Source organism: Streptomyces sp. NPDC017890 (genome assembly GCF_044328675.1).
GTDB lineage: Bacteria > Actinomycetota > Actinomycetes > Streptomycetales > Streptomycetaceae > Streptomyces.
This window is the reverse complement of the sequence record NZ_JBIRHU010000008.1, coordinates 235,822-254,146: the sequence shown is the minus strand read 5'-3', so window position 1 is coordinate 254,146 and position 18,325 is coordinate 235,822. Positions and strand designations below refer to the sequence as shown.

The 18,325-nt window shown below is 72.2% G+C and carries 14 protein-coding genes; 9 read left to right on the top strand and 5 right to left on the bottom strand.

The genetic code is table 11. From position 1 onward, the window contains the following. Both ACH4F2_RS13285 and ACH4F2_RS13280 read left to right on the top strand, forming a co-directional pair. The gene (locus tag ACH4F2_RS13285) at positions 1-1,977 is read left to right on the top strand and encodes an ABC transporter ATP-binding protein (RefSeq protein ID WP_398132865.1); all 1,977 of its coding nucleotides are present in this window, start codon (positions 1-3) and stop codon (positions 1,975-1,977) included. Between the two features lie 113 nt (positions 1,978-2,090). Further along, on the top strand, positions 2,091-2,510 hold the full coding sequence (locus tag ACH4F2_RS13280; RefSeq protein ID WP_398132822.1) for a hypothetical protein: 420 nt from the start codon (positions 2,091-2,093) through the stop codon (positions 2,508-2,510). A 55-nt stretch (positions 2,511-2,565) separates the two neighbouring features. Here ACH4F2_RS13280 and ACH4F2_RS13275 read toward each other — a convergent pair whose 3' ends face one another. Beyond that, positions 2,566-3,357, bottom strand: coding sequence for a VOC family protein (locus ACH4F2_RS13275; RefSeq protein WP_398132821.1), 792 nt, complete (start codon positions 3,355-3,357; stop codon positions 2,566-2,568). 195 nt (positions 3,358-3,552) lie between these two features. Further along, the gene (locus ACH4F2_RS13270; RefSeq protein WP_398132820.1) at positions 3,553-5,145 is read right to left on the bottom strand and encodes a family 20 glycosylhydrolase; all 1,593 of its coding nucleotides are present in this window, start codon (positions 5,143-5,145) and stop codon (positions 3,553-3,555) included. Positions 5,146-5,439: 294 nt separating this feature from the next. On the opposite strand from ACH4F2_RS13270, the gene ACH4F2_RS13265 reads away from it, so the two are divergent. Beyond that, positions 5,440-6,711 (top strand): glycoside hydrolase family 1 protein, encoded by a 1,272-nt coding sequence (locus tag ACH4F2_RS13265; RefSeq protein ID WP_398132819.1) that lies wholly within the window; start codon positions 5,440-5,442, stop codon positions 6,709-6,711. A gap of 10 nt (positions 6,712-6,721) precedes the next feature. Next, positions 6,722-7,300 carry a TetR/AcrR family transcriptional regulator gene (locus ACH4F2_RS13260; protein WP_398132818.1) on the top strand — a complete coding sequence of 193 codons (579 nt, stop codon included), beginning with the start codon at positions 6,722-6,724 and terminating at the stop codon, positions 7,298-7,300. A 76-nt stretch (positions 7,301-7,376) separates the two neighbouring features. On the opposite strand, the gene ACH4F2_RS13255 is transcribed toward ACH4F2_RS13260, so the two are convergent. Together ACH4F2_RS13255 and ACH4F2_RS13250 are read right to left on the bottom strand one after the other, a co-directional pair. Continuing rightward, positions 7,377-8,600: a serine hydrolase domain-containing protein gene (locus ACH4F2_RS13255; protein ID WP_398132817.1), complete on the bottom strand. Its 1,224-nt coding sequence runs from the start codon at positions 8,598-8,600 to the stop codon at positions 7,377-7,379. After that, on the bottom strand, positions 8,597-11,026 hold the full coding sequence (locus tag ACH4F2_RS13250; RefSeq protein WP_398132816.1) for a beta-glucosidase: 2,430 nt from the start codon (positions 11,024-11,026) through the stop codon (positions 8,597-8,599). Before ACH4F2_RS13250 ends, ACH4F2_RS13255 begins: the two co-directional genes overlap by 4 nt. A gap of 269 nt (positions 11,027-11,295) precedes the next feature. Here ACH4F2_RS13250 and ACH4F2_RS13245 point away from each other — a divergent pair, with 269 nt between their 5' ends. Continuing rightward, on the top strand, positions 11,296-12,213 hold the full coding sequence (locus ACH4F2_RS13245) for an SGNH/GDSL hydrolase family protein (protein ID WP_398132815.1): 918 nt from the start codon (positions 11,296-11,298) through the stop codon (positions 12,211-12,213). Here ACH4F2_RS13245 and ACH4F2_RS13240 read toward each other — a convergent pair. Continuing rightward, positions 12,203-12,862: a TetR/AcrR family transcriptional regulator gene (locus tag ACH4F2_RS13240; protein WP_398132814.1), complete on the bottom strand. Its 660-nt coding sequence runs from the start codon at positions 12,860-12,862 to the stop codon at positions 12,203-12,205. The genes ACH4F2_RS13245 and ACH4F2_RS13240 overlap by 11 nt on opposite strands. 190 nt (positions 12,863-13,052) lie before the next feature. Between ACH4F2_RS13240 and ACH4F2_RS13235 the strand changes: the two genes are divergently transcribed. From ACH4F2_RS13235 to ACH4F2_RS13220, 4 genes are all read left to right on the top strand, one after another. Beyond that, entirely contained in the window at positions 13,053-14,582 is a 1,530-nt protein-coding gene (locus tag ACH4F2_RS13235; protein WP_398132813.1) for an ABC transporter substrate-binding protein, read from the top strand. A gap of 79 nt (positions 14,583-14,661) precedes the next feature. Then, a complete protein-coding gene (locus ACH4F2_RS13230) occupies positions 14,662-15,603 on the top strand; it encodes an ABC transporter permease (RefSeq protein WP_398132812.1) in 942 nt (313 codons plus the stop codon). After that, positions 15,600-17,450: a dipeptide/oligopeptide/nickel ABC transporter permease/ATP-binding protein gene (locus ACH4F2_RS13225; protein WP_398132811.1), complete on the top strand. Its 1,851-nt coding sequence runs from the start codon at positions 15,600-15,602 to the stop codon at positions 17,448-17,450. The genes ACH4F2_RS13230 and ACH4F2_RS13225 overlap by 4 nt, the downstream gene beginning before the upstream one ends. After that, positions 17,447-18,325 carry an ATP-binding cassette domain-containing protein gene (locus tag ACH4F2_RS13220; RefSeq protein WP_398132810.1) on the top strand — a complete coding sequence of 293 codons (879 nt, stop codon included), beginning with the start codon at positions 17,447-17,449 and terminating at the stop codon, positions 18,323-18,325. The genes ACH4F2_RS13225 and ACH4F2_RS13220 overlap by 4 nt, the downstream gene beginning before the upstream one ends.

Below are 18,325 nucleotides of genomic sequence, written 5' to 3'. Positions count from 1 at the left end.
ATGGCCGAGCCCCGGGTCTCAGAGGCCGAACAGGAGCTGTTCGGCGGGCCACTGCGCTACGACATGGGCTGGTCCCAGCACGAGCACGCCACCCTCGATCTGACCATGCTGTCCGCGCTCCGCTCGATGCCGGCCCTGGTCGGCGCGACCTTGCGCATGGCGTGGCGCGCCGACCGGCGGGCACTGATCGCGGTGGCGGTCAGCGAAGTGGGGCAGGGCTTCGCCGCGGCCGTCGGCCTGCTCGCCATCAACGCGGTCATGCATGCCCTGCTCGCCGGAACCGGCAGCGCCACTGAGCGCCTGCACGCGCTGCTGCCCGGCCTGCTGGCCGCCGCCGCCATCGCCGTCGTCAACTCGACCCTGGCGGCGTGGTCCACCTCCCGGGCGGGGCGCCTGGAGCCGCTCGTCGAGCGGATCGCCACCACCCAGTACCTGGCCGCTGCCGCCGCCGTCGAACTGGAAGCCATCGACGATCCCGACTTCCGCCGCCTCGTGGACATCGCCCAGCACGGGCCGGGCGCGGCCCGCCGCATGATCGGGGCCTGCGTCGCCGCGCTGAACGGGATCATCTCACTGATCGCCACGGCCGGTGTGCTCACCCTGCTGCACCCGGCCCTGCTGCCCATGCTGATCCTGATCGCTGCCCCGCGCGGCTGGGGCGCCATGCGCGTGGCGCAGGAGCGGTACGTGTCGGTGATGAGCTGGATCGAGCACGTGCGGGCCAGCCGCCTCATCGGGAACCTGCTCACCGAGCGCAGCGCGGCCCAGGAAGTGCGTATCCACTCCGTCGGTGCCTTCCTCCTCGGCCGCTACGAGCGGATGGCCGAGAGTGCCGAGGCAGAGCAGGAGCGGCTGGCCTCCAGCAAGGCCCTCACCGAGTGGGTCGCCGCCGCACTGTCCGGCCTGGCCATGGCGGCGACGTACAGCATCATGTTCTGGCTGATCATGGAGGGGCACATGAGCCTGGCCGTCGCCGGCACCGCGGTGATCGCGGTCCGGACCGGTTCGGCGAGCCTGGGCGCACTCGTGATGAACGTGAACCAGCTGCACGAGGAGTCGCTGTACGTCCGCGACCACGGACGCTTCCTCACGCAAGCCGCGGAGCGGACCATCCCCGAGGGCGGCGCCCCGGTTCCCGGCAGGATCGGGGAGATCGTCCTCGACCGCGTCACCTACCGCTACCCCGACCGCGAAGCCCCCGCCCTGGACCAGGTGACACTCACCCTGCCCATGGGATCGGTCACCGCCGTCGTGGGCGAGAACGGCTCCGGGAAGAGCACCCTGATGAAGATCCTCTCGGGCCTGCTGCTGCCCCAGGACGGAACCCTGCGGTGGGGTGGCTCGGACGTCCGCGACCTCGACCGCACCCAGGTCTTCGAACGCGTGTGTCTGCTCACTCAGGACTTTCAACGCTGGCCGGTGACCGCCGCGATGAACATCCGGCTCGGCCGGCCCGAGCACGGCGCCACAGCTCACGACCTGCAGCCGTCGGTGGACTACGCCGGCGCCGGCCCCGTCATCGCCAGACTCCCCGACGGGCTGCACAGCCTGCTGGCCCGCGTGTTCCGCGGAGCCGTCGAACTGTCCGGCGGTGAATGGCAGAAGGTGGGGCTCGCCCGTACCCACTGGCGCAGCTCGACATCTCAGGCGGACAGCGTCCTCATCGTCGACGAACTCACCTCCGCCCTCGACCCCGAAGCCGAGATCGAGGCCTTCGACCGCATCCGCCGACTCGCCGCCCCTGACCGGGCCGTCGTCCTCGTCACCCATCGCATGTCCGGTGTCCGTCACGCGGACCGCATCTACGTCCTCAACCACGGGCACCTCAGCGAACACGGAACCCACGAAGAACTCATGGCCGCAGAAGGCCGCTACGCCGCCATGTTCACCGCACAGGCCGCCCAGTACGCCCCCAGCGGGAGCATCCCCCGCCCCGCTCCACACCACCCATCACCGCGGATCCCGTCTGAGCCCTGATCGCGAACAGTGCGATGTGACGACTCACTTGCCAGGCCGGGGTCTGTGGCTCCCAGTGGGCCGGGGGTGGGCGAACGGCCGCTGCCCACCCCCGGCCCGCTATGGTCGTGTACATGCAGCCCTCGTTCCAAGCCCCCGTCCCTACCCCACACCGCAACCGCCGGCCACTGGTGATCGCAGCCCTGGTCGGACTGCTGGTCGGCGGTGGAAGCGTGGGCGCGGCCTGGGCGCTGGACGACGGTACGTCCTCCCGGCACGGCAGCGCCGAGAGAGACGCCCGCGGCGCATGCGACGCGCTGGCCACGGTGGACGAGTCGAAGCTCGGCGCGAAGGGCAAAGCGGGAGAACAGGCACTGTACCGCTTCGCCGCCGCCTTCGACCTGGTCACAGCCGCGGCTGCGGGCGACTCGTCGTACGATGCGCTCGCTGACGCCATCACCCGGGCTCATCAGCGCCACCGCCAGGCCTTCGAGGTCGACACCGAGGTGCGGAAGGACCTGGACAAGGCCCGCGAAATCTGTGCCGGCCTCTGAGCCGTCACACGACGTCAGGGCCCGTCGCCTCGCTGCCGGTCGGCGAGTGGTCCGGTCACCCTTGGGCCGGGGTGAGCACGACGAAGTCCGCGTTCGACGGATCGAGGCATACGGCCAGCCGGCCGACGCCCTCCGCGTCCTCCGGGCCCATCTGCACGCTGCCGCCGTTCTCGGTGACCGCGGCGACGGCGGCGTCGCAGTCGGTGACGGCGAAGACCGGGTGCCAGTAGGGTCGGCCGCCGGTCAGGGCGAGGTCCTGCTCGCGAACCTCCATGAGGCCGCCGTGCATGCGCTCCTCGGGTAGGCCGGCGGGAGTGATGAGAGAGTACGTGCCCCCACCGCCCGGCAGTTCCATGTCGCCGAACTGCCAGCCGAAGACACCCCCGTAGAACTCCTTGGCCGCCGCCGCGTCGCTCGTGTACAGCTCGGTCCAGGACAGCGAGCCGGGCTTGTCCACCAGTTCGACGCCCTTGTTGGTGCCCGGCTGCCATACGGCGAACTGGCCACCCGAGGGGTCGCTGTACTGGGCCATCCGCCCCCAGTCGTCGAGATCCATCGGCGCCACCCGCACCGTACCGCCGGCGCTCCGCACGGCCTGCGTCGTGGCGTCCGCGTCCGAGACGCAGTAGTAGATCATCCAGGCGGAGCGCGCGCCCTCTTCGGTGAGCTTGCCGATCCCGGCGACGGTCTTGCCGTCCTTGCGGAACATGCCGCCTTCCGCGTCCTGACCCATGGACTCGTAGTCCCAGCCGAGCACGGCACTGTAGAAGGCCGCGGCGCCGCTGACGTCGGGGGTGCCGAGGTCGAGCCAGCAGGGTGAGCCGGGGACGGACTCGTTGGTGATCACGGCGATTCCCTTTCGCAGGTCCTGTGTGACCTCAGCGTGACATCCCGCGCCGGCAGCCGCCCGTTGTCCTGGTCCGCTCTGTGGCCCTCGCCCTCGCCGCGCCGACTCCACGCCTCGTCCGCTTCCTTCGCGCCGGTGCGACGCCACGGTGGAGGCGGGAGGCGACACGCCGCTCCCCGGGGCGCGGCAGACGGGTCACGCCCAGGGGATCTCGGTGGAGGCCAGGTAGCGAAGGCCGCGGTCGTCCCAGAGGCGGCCGTGGCGGGCCAGGACCTGGCGGTGGGTGTCCCAGTCCGGTGTCCGGCCGGTCCACGCGGTGTGGGCGACGGATGCCAGGCGCGGCAGCAACAGGGTGGTCAGGTCGTCGAGCCCTCGGATCGACTCCCCGAAGAGCGTGGCCTCGATCCCGGCCATCCGTTCCTCCGGGATGCCGTAGGCGGCGGGGCCCCAGGCGGCGGTGTGGCGCACGCCGCGGGGCCGGTAGGCGGCGAAGCCCAGGCCGGCGGTGGCTTCTGCCTGTTCGGGCGGGATGACGTCCGGTGCGTAGGGGCGGTCGAGGTAGAGGTGGGACTGCGGGGAGAGCAGGACACGGCCTCCGCCGTCCAGGATGCGGGCGAGGTCGTGGTCGGCGGGGGCGAAGAACTTCTTGAGGGCCCTGATCAGATCGAGGGTGTGGCCGGCGGCGAGCAGGTCGGGACGGTGATCGAGTTCCTCCTGGGTGTCGGGCAGATCCATCATCGGCACGTCCACCCAGAACTGGGTGATGTCGTCCGGGGCCACGCCGGCACGCGAGGCCTCCTGCCAGGCCAGTGGGCGTTTGCCGGCCGCCCGTACCAGGGCGCGCAGTTCGCGTACGGCGAGAACGAAGCTGTCCGCGGTCATGCCGACCGCCTCGTCGCCGCCGATGTGCACGTAGGGGCCGTCGGTCAGCCCGCACACGTCGGTGAGGACGGAGGCCACCAGGGCCCGGGTGCCGGGGTCGGCGAGGTCGAGCGGCGGCACGTACGGGAAGCGGCCGCTCAGCCCTTCCGGCGCGGGCGCGGCCGGCAGGCCCGGCACGGCCTCTCGCAGGGCGGCGCAGTGGCCCGGCAGGTCGATCTCGGGAACGACGGTGATGAAGCGTTCGGCCGCGTAGACCTGCAGGTCGCGGTAGTCGTCCGCCGTGTAGTACTCCTCGGGGGCGCCGGTCGGCCGGGCCCCGCCGGGCAGTGGCAGGCGCCAGGCCTCGTTGTCCGTCAGGTGCAGGTGCAGGACGTTCAGTTTGTACAGCGCCGCCAGGTCGACGATCCGGCGTAGTTCGGCGGGGGTGAGGTAGCCACGTGCCGGGTCCACCATGAGCCCGCGCCACGCGTAGTGCGGTGCGTCCGTCAGTTCGCCGCAGGGTATGCGGCCGGCGGCCGTGGCGATCGTCTGGAGCGCCGTGGTGGCGGCCCGGAACACACCCTCCGGTGTGGCGGCCCGGCAGATGATGCCGCTCTCGGTGACGGTGAGGCGGTGCGACTCGTCGCAGGGCTCCGCGGTGCCGCGCGGACAGACGCCGACGGACGGACGGCGCGGGGCCGGCGCGGCGGTGTCCAGGACGAGTTCGAGGGTGAGGACGGTGGAACCGGTCGCCTCCGGGGGCCGGTGGTCGCCCAAGTGCGGGGCGAGCAGCGTGCCGACGGTCCGGGCGACGGGGGCGAGCCGGCGGTCCGTGGCGACGACGCGCCAAGGGCCGGCGGCGGGACGCAGGTTCCCGCCGGTGACGGCTGCCGTCCACTCCGCGGGGCCGGGAATGACGACGTCCATGGTTTCTCCTCCACGCGGCTGGTGCGGCTGTCGCTGCGGCCCTGGGCCGTTGGCCGGAATCGAGGGCCGTGGCGGGTGGCGCCGGGAACACCGGCCCCCGGGGTGGTGGGCGCCTCGTCGGGTGAGCGCGGTCCCGGGGGCGGTGGGCCGTTCCGTAGGGGTGCCGGGTCTGCGCGCCTTCCTGCCGGAGCGGCTTCGCCTGTACGCTAACACGAAAACCGATCAGTGAACGCTTTTCACGGAGTCCCGGTACGGCGCCCGCGCCGACGGGCTCCGAGGCGGAAGGAGCCCCGTATGACACCCCCGACCGGGCCCGGTCCCGTGCTGCCGCACGGCTTCCTCATGGGAGCCTCCACCTCTGCCCATCAGGTCGAGGGAAACAACGTCTCCAGCGACTGGTGGGCGATGGAGAACCGGCCGGACAGCCTGGTCGCCGAGCGCAGCGGAGACGCGGCCGACAGCTTCCACCGCTGGCCGCAGGACATGGACCTGCTGAGCGAACTGGGTTTCAACGCCTACCGGTTCGGCATCGAATGGGCCCGGGTGGAACCCGAACGCGGCCGGATCTCACGGGCCGCCGTCGCGCACTACCGGGCCATGGTGCGCGGGGCCCTGGAGCGCGGGCTGACGCCGGTGGTGACGCTCCATCACTTCACCTCGCCGCGATGGTTCAGCGAACTCGGCGGCTGGTCCTCACCCGAGTCGGCCGAGTTGTTCGCGTCCTACGCGGGCGTGGCCGCCGAGGCTCTCGCGGCGGGCGCCCGCCATGTGGTGACGATCAACGAGCCGAACATGGTGGCGTTGATGCACACCCTGGTACGCGAGTCCGCCCGCACCTCGGACCGCGGCGGCGACCGCTCGGGCGCGGCGGCCTTCGACCCCGGTTCACTGGAACCGGACGCCGACGTGACCGAAGCTCTGATCCGGGCGCACCGGGCGGCCTTCGGCGTACTCAAGGCCGCGGATCCGGACCTGCGGGTGGGCTGGACGGTCGCCAACCAGGTCTACCAGGCCGAGCCGGGTGCCGAGGAGGTCGCCGCCGCGTACGCCGGGCCGCGCGAGAACGTCTTCCTGGAGGCCGCCCGCGAGGACGACTGGATCGGCGTACAGGCCTACACGCGGCACCGGATCGGCCCGGAGGGCCCGCTGCCCGTGCCGCAGGGCGCCGCGACCACGCTGACCGGTTGGGAGGTGTACCCGGAGGCGCTGGGAGAGGCGGTACGGCACACCGCCGCCGTGGTCGGACCGGACGTGCCCATCCTGGTCACCGAGAACGGCATCGCCACCGACGACGACGCGCTGCGGGTCTCCTACACATCCAGGGCCCTGGCGAGCCTGGCCGCCGCCCTGCACGACGGTGTGGACGTGCGCGGCTACCTGCACTGGAGCGCCCTGGACAACTACGAGTGGGGTTCCTACCGGCCGACGTTCGGGCTCATCGCGGTCGATCCGCACTCCTTCGCCCGCCGGCCCAAGGAATCGGCCCGCTGGCTGGGCTCACTGGCCCGTTCCGGGCGCCTGCCGGACGCCCACACCGCGACGGCCGCCGCCGTCCGCGCGGGTTAGGCTGACCGGCATGGCGAAACGGGGCCCGTACGAGAAGGGCGAGGCCAAGCGCAGCGAGATCCTGCACGTGGCTCTGGAGATCTTCGCGGCCGAGGGTTACCGGGGGACGTCGCTGCGGAAGGTGGCCGCCCGGTGCAATCTCAGCCTGCCCGGGCTGATGCACTACTTCGACTCCAAGGAGGACCTGCTCACCCAGGTGCTGCGCATGCGCGACGAGACCGCCCGGATGCGGCAGGACGAGCGCAGCAGCCCCGAGAGCTACCGGGAGATCATCAGAGAGGGCGCCAGGACCCCCGGCCTGGTGGAGTTGTTCGTGTCCATGGCGGCGGCCGCCAGCGACACCGGGCACCCCGCGCACGCACACTTCGCCGAGCGCTACCCGGTGCTGCGGGAGCGGGTGGCCGCGTACGTGCGCGAGCGGATGGACGAGGGGCGCATGAGCACCGTCATCCCGCCCGAGCGGCTGGCGGTGCTGCTGCTGGCGGTGGCCGACGGCATCCAGTTGCAGTGGCTCATCGACCGGTCCACGGACATGGAGCAGCCGATCGACGACGTCATGCGGCTGCTCGCCCCCGAACGGGAGGGCTGACCGGCACCGGTGGGCTTACAGCGGGGGCGGGACCCGGTGCGGGCCCCGCCCCCGTACTGTCGAGTGTGGTGAGCGCTCAGGCCCGGTCGGCGCCGGCCGCGGCCTCCCGGACCGCCGCGCTCCATGGCGTCCAGCGCGGGTCGGGGCCCGCCGACGGCTCCCAGGCCATGGCCGTGCAGACGTAACCGACCGCCAGGCCGCTCTCCGGATGGGCCATGCCCAGCCGCCCGCCCGCTCCGGCGTGGCCGAAGGAACCCTCGCCGAGCAGGGGTTCGCCGGGGCGGGGCAGCTCGAAACCGAGGCCGAATCGGGAGCGGTCGGGTCCGTCCGACCGGCGCAGCCGCCTCGGCGGCGACAGGTGATCGGTGTGCGGGGCACGTGCCCGGTCGACAGCGGGCGCGGACAGCAGACGTATGCCGTCGACCTCACCGATGAGCGCCGCGTACAGGCGCGACAGCGACCGGGCGTCACCGATCCCGCCCGCCGCGGGAATCTCGCAGGCCCTCCCCCGGCGGGTGCCGAACGCCTCCAGGGCCGCGGCCAGTTCACCGGCCGAGGCGCGCAGGGCGGACGCCAGCCGGTCACCGGGCGCGAGTCCGAGGCCGCCGACCGCCGCGTCGATCTGTTCGGCACTGGGCGCGGGCCGGACGGCGAACTGCGGGACGAACCTGTCCTCCGCGGATCGCGGCAGGCCCATCCACAGGTTCAGCCGGAGCGGCCCGGCCACCTCGCGGGCGAAGAAAGCCCCGATGCTCGTTCCCGTCACCCGGCGGACCACTTCACCGATCAGGTGACCGTAGGTGAGGGCGTGGTAGAGGTACGCCGTTCCCGGCTCCCACACCGGCCGCATCGCCGCGAGGGCGCCGACGCGGGCGTCACCGTCCAGCAGACCGGGCAGGCCGACGCCTGCCGCGTCGTCGGTGAAGGCGGGCAGGCCCGCGCGGTGGGCGAGCAGGTCGGTCACGGTCGTCTCCGACTTGCCGGCCGCGGCGAACTCCGGCCAGTAACGGGCGACGGGCGCCCGGAGGTCCAGCAGACCGCGCTCGCGGAGGAGGTGGGCGCAGACGGCCGTCAGTCCTTTGGTCACGGACATCAGTACGGTGATCGAGTCGGGGCCGAAAGGCCGGGCGGCCACGGTCGGCGCCTTGCCCTCGGTCCACAGGTCGGCGACCTGCCGTCCGTGGTGATGGACGGCCAGCTGCGCGGCCCCCGGGTCGTCCGCCTGCCCGTGGGCGAAGGCATCCCGCACCGCCTCCCAGCCCGGCCGCACCCTGCCGCGTACCACCGCGTCCGCGGTCACCGTGACGTGTCACGGGGAGCGCCGTCGGTGGCGGTGGTCGGGGCGGTGGCGGTGGTCGCGGCAGCCGGGGCGGTGGCTCCGGGAGGGGCGTCACCAGACTCGGCAGCCGGAGCCGTCGCTCCGGGAAGGCCGGCGGGCGAGGCGGCGGCGGACAACTCCCGCACGTCCTCGGGCGACACGGGGCTCTGCGGGAACTCGGAGATCACGTCGAGCGGCATGCCGGCGAGGAACCGCCGCAGCACGGGATCGTCCATGGCGCTCGGCCCGGCCGCGTCGTGCCGTGCGCGTGCGAACCTCTCGGCCAGCAGCGGTCCGCCCACGGGATGCCTCAGCCACTCCGAGAGCGAGCTGCGACCGCTCAGCCGCAGCCGTGAGGGGTCCCCTGCGAGATCGACGTCGGCCGACAGCCGGATGTCCCGCGACGAGGCTCCCGCCTCGATGCGGTGGACACCGCCCTCGACTCGCCAGCCGCCCTCGCGTTCGCTGTAGTGGGCCAGATCCGCACGTGCCAGTTCCACCACCGCCTCGCGGCTCTCGCCGGGGGCGAGGGAGACAGAGGCGAAGGCACGCAGTTCTCTCGGCGGCCGGGCGACCTCGGAGCCGGCCGGCCCAGCGCTGTAGAACTGGACCACCTCGCGGCCCGCACGGTCACCGGTGTTGGTGACGGTCACCGCCACGCTGAACGCCGCGCCGTCCTCGTGGCGGTCGACGCGCAGACCCGAGTAGGCGAAGGTGGTGTAGGACAGGCCGTGACCGAACGGGAAGGCCACCTCGCGGCGGGCGGCGTCGTAGCCGCGGTATCCGACGAACACACCCTCGCCGTAGCGGACCCGGCCCTCCTCGCCGGGAAAGGACAGGTGGCTGGGGCAGTCCTCCAGGCGCAGCGGGATCGTCTCGGCCAGCCTGCCGGAGGGGTTGACCGCGCCGAACAGCACCCGCGCGACGGCGCCGCCGCCCGCCTGGCCGAGCAGCCAGCCCTCGATCACGGCGGGGACCGTCTCGTGCCAGGGCCAGGTGCGCACCACACCTCCGTTGGACAGCACCACGCACACCCGGTCGTTGACGGCGCGGACCCGCTCCAGCAGACGCAACTGGTCGGTGGGCAGGTCGATGTGGCTGCGGTCGAAGCCCTCCGACTCGTCCTGCGCGGCCAGGCCGAGGAAGAGCACGACGGTGTCGCTCCCGGCGGCGAGCCGCACCGCTTCGTCCTCGTCGGCCGTGGCCGGGCCGGTGTTGTCAGCACCGGCCAGGGCGTAGCCCGGGGCGAACTCCACGCGGGCTCCGTCGGCGAGCCGACGCAGGCAGTCCAGCGGCGTGTCGAGGTGGCTGGGCGTCACCTGGGAGCTGCCCGCGCCCTGGTAGCGGGGGGTGCGGGCCAGTTCGCCGATGACGGCGACGGTGCCGGAGGCCGGGTCCAGGGGCAGGAGTGCGGCGTCGTTCTTCAGCAGCACCAGGCAGCGGTCGGCGGCTTCGCCGGCCAGGCGGTGGTGTTCCTCGGCGGAGAAGCCTCCGCCGTTCCGGGCGCCGTCCACCGCGCGCCGTGCGAAGCGGGCGAGGCGTTCGACCGCGGTGTCGAGCACCGCCTCGTCGAGGTCGCCGCCGGTCACCGCGGTGACGACCTCGCGGTCGGTGCGCCCGCCGGTGCCCGGCATCTGGAGGTCGAGGCCCGCACGCAGCGCGGCGACGCGGTCGCGGACGGCTCCCCAGTCGGACATGACGATGCCGTCGTAGCCCCATTCGGTGCGCAGGATGTCGGTGAGCAGCCGCGGATTCTCCGCCAGCGGGACGCCGTTGAGCGCGTTGTAGGAGGCCATGACGGACCAAGGGCGGTCGCGGCGGACGATGCGTTCGAAGGCGCGCAGGTAGATCTCGCGCAGCGGGCGCTCGTCGACGTCCGCGCTGATGCGCATGCGGTCGGTCTCCTGGTTGTTGGCCGCGTAGTGCTTGAGCGCCGCACCGACCCCCGACTCCTGCAGTCCGCGGACCATGGCTCCGCCCAGCTCGGCGGTCAGCAGGGGGTCTTCCGAGAAGTACTCGAAGTTGCGCCCGCACAGCGGTGACCGCTTGATGTTGATGCCGGGTCCGAGCACCACGTGCACGCCGTGGGCGGATGCCTCCGCCGCGATGGCGGCGGCGACGCGGCGGGCGAGTTCCGGGTCCCATCCGCTGCCCAGGGCGACGGCCGGCGGGAAGCAGGTGGCCGGTGCGGCACTGTGCAGGTCGAGCTGGCCGCCGTCGCCGCTCTCCTTGGGCAGCCGCAGACCGTGGGGGCCGTCGGACAGGCTGACGGCGGGGATGCCGGCCGCGGAGAGGTCCGTCGTGACGAAGTCGCCCGCGCCGCTGGTCAGCGAGGCCTTGTCGGCGAGCGGTAGGGACGGCGTCGAAGGGGTCGACGGGGACGACGCCGACGGGTTCCGCTCGGTCATACGCGCACCTGTCGGGGGCTGCTGGGTCATACGCGCACCTATTCGGATCTGTTGAGGCAGGCGAGTACGGGTGAGTGAGGGGGCGGCAGTGGGTAGGGGGAAGTGCAAAAACCGTAAAGTGCTCGGTTTTTACTGTCAAGGACTTCTCTACTCACCGGTAGCCGCAGTGGCGGGCATCGGCACCCTGTCCCCGCACGCCTATTGACGACCAGAAACCGATCACCGTACGGTTTTCGCACTTCCCCTCGCCTCCGAAACGAGGAGCCGTCATGCCTCCCTCCAGCCAACCGGCCGGCGCACCGCCCGGCAGACACGCGGCGCGGCGCGCGTTCACCGCCGCAGCGGCCCTCGCCGCCCTGATCGGCGCCGCCACGGCCGCCTCCGCGATTCCGGCGCGGACACCCGTGGCCGTACAGACCGCAGCGGATGTGCGTTACGTCGCCCTCGGCGACTCCTTCAGCTCGGGGCCCGGCATCCCCGAACAGACCGACCCGGCGTGCGGGCGCTCGTCGGTCAACTACCCCGCCCTGGTGGCCCGAGCGGTGGAAGCCGACTCGTTCACCGACGTGACGTGCGCGGGCGCCGGAACCAGTCACATGACCGCTCCTCAGGAATCGGTTCCACCACAGCTCGACGCCCTGCGCCCCGACACCACCCTGGTGACGCTGGGCATCGGCGGAAACGACCTCGACCTCGCCGGTGTCATCACCCGCTGCGTGCTCCTGGGACACGTGGCCCCGCGCGGCGCGCCCTGCGAGTGGAGCTACACGCTGTTCGGCAGGGACGAGATCGGCTCCCGCATCGATGGCACGGCACCGCGCCTCGCCGCCGTCCTCGACGCGATCCACGCCCGCTCCCCCGACGCCCGGGTCCTGCTGGTCGGGTATCCGGCGATCTTCCCCGAGGACGGCACGGCCTGCCGGGAGACGGTCACGCTCGCCGAAGGCGATTTCCCCTGGCTCCGGGACAAGGCGAAGCAGCTCAACACCATGCTCGCGCGGCAGGCAGGAAAGCACGGCGCCACTTATGTCGACGCCTACGGCCCCTCCGTCGGGCACGATGTGTGCCGGCCGGCCGGTGTGCGCTGGATCGAGCCCGAGGAGACCGCGTCGGCGGCAGGTTTCCACCCCAACGCCGCCGGGCACCGGAGTACGGCCGATGCGGTGCTCGCCGCCCTCACCCGCTGACGTCGGCCTCCCGCACGCCGCCGTCCGGATCGAGTCCGAGCCGGACCAGGTAGTCGCGCACCGTGTCCTCCATCGCCACGGCCTCCGGTTCCAGCAGCCACTGCGTCTGCAGCCCGTCCATCAGTGCCAGCAACTGCCGTGCCACGACAGCCGGTTCGACGACGGGTGGCGGGTCGACCGCCTCCCGCAGCGCGTCGACGAGAAGGGTCAGCTCCTCCCGCAGTACGCGGTACCGCTCCTTGAAGTAGTGGTGAGCGGGATGCCCCGGGTCGGTGGCCTCGGCGGACAGCTTGGTGTAGAGCGCCACGAGGCCCGGGGTCGAGGCGTTGCGGGCGACCACGCCGGTCAGCATGCGCAGCCGCTCCGCCGGCGCCGGCTCGGGCGTGCCCGGGTGGGTGATGCCGGGAAAGACCGACTGCGCGTCGATCCGGTCGCGGTGGCTCAGCACCTCGGCCAGCAGGGAATCCTTGCCCGGGAAGTGATGCAGCACCCCTGCGTGGGTCAGCCCCGCGTGGGCCGCGATGTCCCGCAGCGACACCGCGTTGAAGCCGGATCGGGCGAACAGCTCGGTCGCGGAGTCCAGGATGCGGGCCCGCGTCCGCTCGCCCTTGGAGGGGCGGCGCGGAACGTCCTGGGAACGTGCGCTCACTTCGGCGGTCTCCTGCCGTCGGCACCGGTGGATCGAGGGGCGGCGCCCGCCACGGCCCCGCGAGGACCGGAAGTTACCAGCCGGCCGGCTTCCCCGTGAAAAACCTACCAAGCGGTTAGTTCTGTGGTTAAGCTCACCGCCCATCTCGTCCGGGACCTCCCTTCCCGGCCCTCCACACGGAGCGATCCACATGACCAGAACCACCCGAACCGGGGCCGCGGCCGTCTGCGTGGCGGCGTCCCTCGCCCTCGCGGGGTGCACCGGCTCCGGAACCGCGGGCACCGGCACGTCGACGCTGAACATCGCGACCATGACGTTCCCGCAGAGCCTCGACCCCGCCCAGGCGGTCGGCAGCGCCCTGCCGTTCTTCCAGGCGACGTACGACACGCTCGTCAAGCGTGAGCCGGACGGCGAGTTCCGTCCCATGCTCGCCACCGCGTGGAAGTACAACGCCGACCGCACCGAGCTGGCTCTCACCCTGCGCGAGGGCGTGAAATTCGCGGACGGCACCGTCTTCGACGCGACGGCGGTCAAGGCGAACATGGAGCGCTTCAAGAAGGGCGGCGGCGCCGACGCCAAGTGGCTCAAGGACCTCGAGTCGGTCGAGGTCGAGGACGCCTCGCACGCCACGCTGAAGCTGAAGCAGCCCAACCCGGCGATGCTCTTCTACCTGAGCGACGCGGCCGGCCTGATGGCCAACCCGGCGGCCTTCGGCAGGGGTGACGCCCTCAAGACGTCCCCCGACGGCACCGGCCCCTACCGTCTCGAGGAGTCGAAGACCGCGGTCGGCACCAAGTGGGTCTACCAGCGCAACCCCGACTACTGGGGCGATCCCCTCCCGTACGAGACGGTGACGATGAGCTTCTTCGACAACGAGACGGCCATCGTCAACGGCCTCAAGACCGGCCAGGTGAACGCGGCCCTCCTGCAGAGCGCCGACCAGCAGATCAGCGTCGAGTCCGACCCCCGGATGAAGACGACGGAGCAGGAGTTCGACTTCCAGGGGCTGCTGCTCTTCGACCGGGACGGGAAGCTGACCCCGCAGCTGCAGGACCCCCGCGTCCGCCAGGCGCTCAACCTCGCCGTCGACCGGAAGACGATGCTCGGGGCCATCCGCCAGAACCGCGGTGAGATCACCTCCCAGGTCTTCGGCCCCGACACCCGGGGGTACGACAGGAAGCTGGACACGTACTACGCCCACGACCCCGACAGGGCCAGGGAATTGCTGCGGGCTGCGGGCCACGCCGACGGCTTCACGCTGAAGCTCCCCCGCATCGCCGCCATCGTCAACGACGCGCTCGCCGCATCGCTGGCCACCGACCTCGAGGCCATCGGCGTGAAGCTGGTCTGGGACGACCTCGACGGAGCCTCCGCGGTCCAGAAGGTGTTCACCGACCGCGCCTACTCCGGGATGGTGATGAACATGGGCCAGTCCTCGTCGGACTGGGTGGTGGTCGACGAACTCGTCACCCCGGGCGCCTTCAACATGTTCGGTACCACCGACGCCACCGTGCGGGAGCTGGTTCCCCGTATCCAGTCCGGCTCGGCCGAACAGGCCGGGGCGGCGGTGCGGGCGCTGGGCGAGCACCTGGTGAAGGAGGCTTGGTTCGTGCCCTTCTACCGGATGACCTACCTGCACGTCTCCGACGGCTCGGTGAACATCCGCCCGCAGTCCGGCATGGCCGTCCCGTCGATCTACAACTACTCCCCCGCCAAGTGACCCCGGACTGCCGGGGAAAGGGCTACGGGCGGCCGACGCCCGCACCACCCCCGGCGCCGCGTCACGGATACCGAGTGCCATGCTGACCTTCATCGCCCGCCGGATCGCCTCCGGCGCCCTGCTCCTGGCCGTCATCTCCTTCCTCACCTATGCGCTGCTGTCGATTCCCGACACGGACGTCGCCCGGCAGCTCCTGGGCCAGGGCGCCGACCAGGCCGCCGTCGAAGCCAAGAACGCGTCACTCGGCCTGGACCGGCCAGTGCTCGCGCAGTACACCGACTGGCTGGCGCACGCTGTGCGCGGTGACCTCGGCACCTCCTGGTTCACCAGCGAGGACGTCACGCGGGCGGTGTGGAGCCGGTTGCCGGTCACCGCCAGCCTGATGGTCGGCGTCGCCCTGGTCACCACGGCCGTGTCCTTCCTGCTCGGTGTCTGGGCGGGGGTGCGGCGCGGCGCCGTGGACCGCTTCGTCCAGGTGCTGGGCGTCGTGGGCTACGCGCTGCCCGGCTTCCTGGTGACGCTGGTCCTCGTCCTGCTCTTCGCGGTCGAGCTGAACTGGTTCCCGGCCATCGGCTACATCCCCTTCACCGACTCCCCCAGCGGCTGGCTGTCCACGATCACGCTGCCGGTGCTGTCCCTCTCGGTCGCCTCCGTCGCCGGCGTCTCCCAGCAGGTGCGCGGCGCGGTGATCGACGTACTGCGCCAGGACTACGTCCGCACACTGCGCGCCCGGGGCCTGCCCGCATCCCGGATCGTCTTCCGCCACGTCCTGCGCAACGCCTCCGCACCCGCGCTGTCGGTCCTCGGCATGCAGTTCGTGGGCCTGCTCGGCGGCGCGGTCGTCGTGGAACAGATCTTCGGACTGCCCGGCATCGGCAGCATGACCGTCACCTACACCACCCGCGGCGACATCCCCGTGATCATGGCACTGGTCATGCTCACCGTGGTCGGCGTCGTCCTGATCAACCTTCTGGTCGACATCGCGATCGGCTGGCTCAACCCGAAGGCGAGGGCCGCATGAGCGAAAACCTTCCGGCCGGCCCACCCGGCACGGCCGCCACGGGTCACCCCGACGGCGCCGCGCGGGCCGACGGCAGCAAGGCCGCGCGCAACCCCCGTGTGCTGCGGCGGCTGCTGCGCAACCCGCTCGGTGCCGTGTCCGCCACCGTGCTCGTGCTGCTCGTCGCCGCGGTTCTCCTGGCCCCCTGGCTCGCGCCGCAGGACCCCTCGGCCGCATCGCTCGGCCAGGCCTTCGCCGGCCCCGACGGCGCGCATCCGCTGGGCATGGACTCCGCGGGCCGGGACATCCTCTCCCGCATCCTGTACGGCGGGCGCAACACCCTCGGCGGAGCGCTCATCGCCCTCGGTATCGCCCTCGCCCTCGGCGTGCCGGCCGGGCTGTACGCGGGTTACCGCGGCGGCCGGTTCGACTCCGCCGCCAACTGGACGGTCGATCTCGTCATGGCGCTGCCCGCGATGGTGGTGCTCCTCGCCTCCCGTGCCATCCTCGGCCCCGACGTGTGGGCCCTGATGATCGTGCTGGGCGTCCTCGCGGCACCGAGCTTCCACCGCCTGGTACGGGGCATCGTCGCGGGCGTGCGCAAGGAGCTGTACATCGACGCCGCGAAGGTCTCCGGTCTGTCCGACGCCCGCATCGTGGCCCGGCACGTCCTGATCGTGGTACGCGGCCCGGTCATCATCCAGGTGGCCCTCGTCGCCGGCGTCGCGATCGGCCTGCAGGCCGGTCTGGAGTTCCTCGGCGTCGGCAGCGGGTCCTCGGCGACCTGGGGCGCGATGCTCAACGAGGCGTTCCAGAACATCCAGCGCGCGCCGCTGCTGATGCTGTGGCCGGGCCTCGCCCTGGGACTGACCAACGGCGCTCTCGTCCTGCTCGCCTCGGCCCTGCGCGACGGGCTGGAGGACCCCACCGGGCAGCCGGCCGCCGCCCGCCCCCGGGCATCGCGCCGCCGCACCGCGCCGGTGCCCGCCGGCACGGACCGGGCCGCCACCGGAGGCACCTCGAACGACCGGGCCGGACTGCTTTCCGTGCGCGGGCTCACCGTCGCCTACACGCGGCCGGACGGCACCGAGAAGAAGGTCGTGCACGACGTCGACCTCGACGTACACGCCGGGGAGATAGTGGGCCTCGTCGGCGAGTCCGGCTCCGGCAAGACCCAGACCGCCTTCGCGGTGCTGGGCCTCCTGCCCTCCGGGGGACTGATCGGCGGCGGCAGCGTCCTCGTCGGCGGTCAGGAGGTGGTCGGGCTGCCCGAACGCGACCGCCGCGCGCTGCGGGGCCGTACCGTGGCCTACGTCCCGCAGGAACCGATGAGCAACCTGGACCCGGCGTTCACCATCGGCAGCCAGCTCATGGAACCCATGCGCCACGTGCTCGGCCTCTCCCGCAAGGAGGCGGCCCGGCGCGCCGTCGAGCTGCTGCGTCTGGTGGAGATACCGCACCCCGAGCGCACCCTGCGGCTGTATCCGCACCAGGTCTCCGGAGGCATGGCCCAACGGGTCCTCATCGCCGGCGCGATGTCCTGCGACCCGGCCCTGCTCATCGCCGACGAACCCACCACCGCGCTCGACGTGCGGGTCCAGGCGGAGATCCTCGACCTGTTGCGCAGGCTGCAGCGGGATCGCGGACTCGGCGTCCTCCTGGTCACGCACGACCTCGGGGTGGTCGCGGATCTGTGCGACCGCGTCGCGGTGATGAACGGCGGCCGGATCGTCGAGAGCGGCACCGCCGAACAGGTCCTCCATTCCCCGGAGGACCCCTACACCCGGACCCTGCTCGATGCCGTCCTCGACGAGGCTCCGGCACGTGGCCCCTGGCAGCCCCGAGAGGCGAGGAGCACCTCCGTATGACCGCCGACGTCACCGAGACCGTCGACACCGCCGTCGCACGGGACGCCCTGCTCCAGACGCGGGACCTGCGCGTCTCCTTCCCCGGCAGGGGCCGACGCGCCCCGCACACCGAAGTACTCAAGGGCGTGTCGCTCGACATCCGGCCGGGCGAGACCCTCGGTCTGGTCGGGGAGTCCGGGTCGGGCAAGACCACCATCGGCCGCGCCGTGCTCGGGCTGGTGCCGGTCCGCTCCGGCACGATCACCTTCGCCGGGGAGGACATCCACGGGGCCGGCCGGGCCCGCCGCCGTGCACTGAGCCGGGACCTCCAGGTCGTCTTCCAGGATCCGTACACCTCCTTGAATCCCTCGCTGACCGTCGGGGACATCCTCGCCGAGCCGCTGATCGCGCACGGCACGAGCCCGCAGGAGGCCCGGGACCGGGTCCGTAGCCTCCTCGACCGCGTTCACCTGCCCGCGGACGCCGTCCACCGGCTGCCGCGCGAGTTCTCCGGGGGCCAGCGGCAGCGGGTCGCCATAGCCCGCGCGCTGGCCCTGCGGCCCCGGCTCGTCATCTGCGACGAGCCGGTGTCCGCGCTCGACCTGACCACCCAACGGGCCGTGCTCGACCTGCTGCTGAACATCCAGGAGGAGACCGGAACGGCCTACCTCTTCGTGACGCACGACCTGTCCGTGGTGCGCTTCATGAGCCACCGGGTGGCGGTGATCCACCGGGGAGAGATCGTGGAGACGGGCGACGCCGCCGACGTCACCGCAACTCCCCGGCATGCCTACACCCGGGCGCTGATGCTCGCCGCGCCCGTCGCGAACGTCGCCGCGCAGCGCCGACGGCGGAACACCGCGCCGAGTGACCCCGTACGCGGCATCAGCCCCTGA

What these genes read in the sequence shown, in the direction of transcription:
- ACH4F2_RS13220 (WP_398132810.1), top strand. Translation starts at nt 17,447, where the DNA reads ATGACCGCCGACGTCACCGAGACCGTCGACACCGCCGTCGCACGGGAC.
- ACH4F2_RS13270 (WP_398132820.1), bottom strand. Translation starts at nt 5,145, where the DNA reads ATGGACGTCGTCATTCCCGGCCCCGCGGAGTGGACGGCAGCCGTCACC.
- ACH4F2_RS13265 (WP_398132819.1), top strand. Translation starts at nt 5,440, where the DNA reads ATGACACCCCCGACCGGGCCCGGTCCCGTGCTGCCGCACGGCTTCCTC.
- ACH4F2_RS13230 (WP_398132812.1), top strand. Translation starts at nt 14,662, where the DNA reads ATGCTGACCTTCATCGCCCGCCGGATCGCCTCCGGCGCCCTGCTCCTG.
- ACH4F2_RS13260 (WP_398132818.1), top strand. Translation starts at nt 6,722, where the DNA reads ATGGCGAAACGGGGCCCGTACGAGAAGGGCGAGGCCAAGCGCAGCGAG.
- ACH4F2_RS13280 (WP_398132822.1), top strand. Translation starts at nt 2,091, where the DNA reads ATGCAGCCCTCGTTCCAAGCCCCCGTCCCTACCCCACACCGCAACCGC.
- ACH4F2_RS13245 (WP_398132815.1), top strand. Translation starts at nt 11,296, where the DNA reads ATGCCTCCCTCCAGCCAACCGGCCGGCGCACCGCCCGGCAGACACGCG.
- ACH4F2_RS13235 (WP_398132813.1), top strand. Translation starts at nt 13,053, where the DNA reads ATGACCAGAACCACCCGAACCGGGGCCGCGGCCGTCTGCGTGGCGGCG.
- ACH4F2_RS13285 (WP_398132865.1), top strand. Translation starts at nt 1, where the DNA reads ATGGCCGAGCCCCGGGTCTCAGAGGCCGAACAGGAGCTGTTCGGCGGG.
- ACH4F2_RS13250 (WP_398132816.1), bottom strand. Translation starts at nt 11,026, where the DNA reads ATGACCGAGCGGAACCCGTCGGCGTCGTCCCCGTCGACCCCTTCGACG.
- ACH4F2_RS13225 (WP_398132811.1), top strand. Translation starts at nt 15,600, where the DNA reads ATGAGCGAAAACCTTCCGGCCGGCCCACCCGGCACGGCCGCCACGGGT.